Below are 1,476 nucleotides of genomic sequence, written 5' to 3' on the forward strand. Positions count from 1 at the left end.
GCTTTAATGACAATACCATAAAAGCTGATAGCAAAGAAATTTTTGTAACAAATTACATAAGGAAATAAGATGCCACGAAGTGCCGAAAGGAAAATCATAAGCTTTTCAACAACTATGAGAAATCCGCGCAGGATTGGTGAATTTTTAACTATAATCGCAAAATTTGAAAATGAAATTTTAGATAACCAAACAATTATGCAAATCGTAAGAGAAGTTCTGGCATATAGATTATACAGACCAAATTCAATTAACAAAAATCAAGAGCTAAAAAGGAAATTTGATAACGACGAATATATTTTTAGCGACAATGAGTTAAATCATATTTGCGAAATTTCGCCACAAAACCATAAAGAAAAAGGTTTTGAAAAAGGCTGGGAAAGTCGCTTTGATACTTGGTATAAACTGATGAGCGAATTTGGCTTTTGTTACTATGCAAAAAATGAAAGAATTTTAATTAGTGATAGTGCAAAAATGCTAATAAATGCATACTATGACAGCCAAAATGAAAAATTTAAAGATGAAATTGATGAAAATCTCGTAAATGCTGTATTTTTAAATGCTCTTAGCAAATATGAAGTCGGCAATCCATACAAGAAAAATTTAAATCACAACGCACCTTTAAGGCTCTTATTATCACTTTTAAAAACACTAAAAGAACAAGAACAAAATCCGCTTAGCACAAAAGAAATTCCAATTTTACTTTGCTGGCAAAACGATGATGGCAACGAGTTATTTAATTATATTGTGAGCTTAAGAAGCGAAATTTATGAATTGACAAATACTAAATTTGGCTATTCAGATGAATTTATATATGAAAAATGCTTAAATCTCTTAGAAAGTGACAACAGGACAAGATTTAAAATAAATCAAATCACGAGCGAAGCAGTAGATGAGTATATCCGCAAAATGCGCATTACTGGGCTTATTTCGCTTCGTGGAAATGGTAGATTTATTGATATTAATAGCAACGAAATTAAAAAAGCCGAATATATTTTAAGCTTAACAACTCTATTTAACGGCGACTATTTAGATGACGGTAATGCAAATAAACTTGCATTTTATAACTATATGGCAAGTATTGATAATAATTTAATCACTACAGAATCAGCCGTCATAAGTGATGATGTTAAAACGACAAAACTAAGAGAATTTGCCTCATCATATGAAATTGATTTTATCAAAAATGAGCTGCTTATAACTTGCGATAAAAGAAAAGCTTCGACTGATGAACTCTTAAGGCTAATTGACAAGCCACTTAGATTAGAGTTTTTAACAGCCATATATTTAACAAAAAGCTTTGATAATATAAGCATCATTCCAAATTATAAAAGCGATGACGAAGGACTTCCAGTATTTACGGCAAGCGGTGGCAAAGCAGATATTGTAGCATTTGACGACAAAGCAGAAAGCTATGTGGAAGTAAGTCTAATAAGAGATAGAAGTCAAAGCACAAATGAAATGATACCGATCGAGAGA

Annotated in this window: 1 protein-coding gene; it reads left to right on the top strand. The window is 31.2% G+C overall.

Going from position 1 to position 1,476, the window contains the following annotated elements; genetic code table 11:
• Positions 1-69 precede the first annotated feature (69 nt).
• The coding region (locus tag CYP51_RS06670; protein WP_103624858.1) for an AlwI family type II restriction endonuclease at positions 70-1,476 on the top strand (1,407 nt) is incomplete at its 3' end.

This window comes from Campylobacter concisus (assembly GCF_002912895.1).
GTDB classification, from domain to species: domain Bacteria; phylum Campylobacterota; class Campylobacteria; order Campylobacterales; family Campylobacteraceae; genus Campylobacter_A; species Campylobacter_A concisus_G.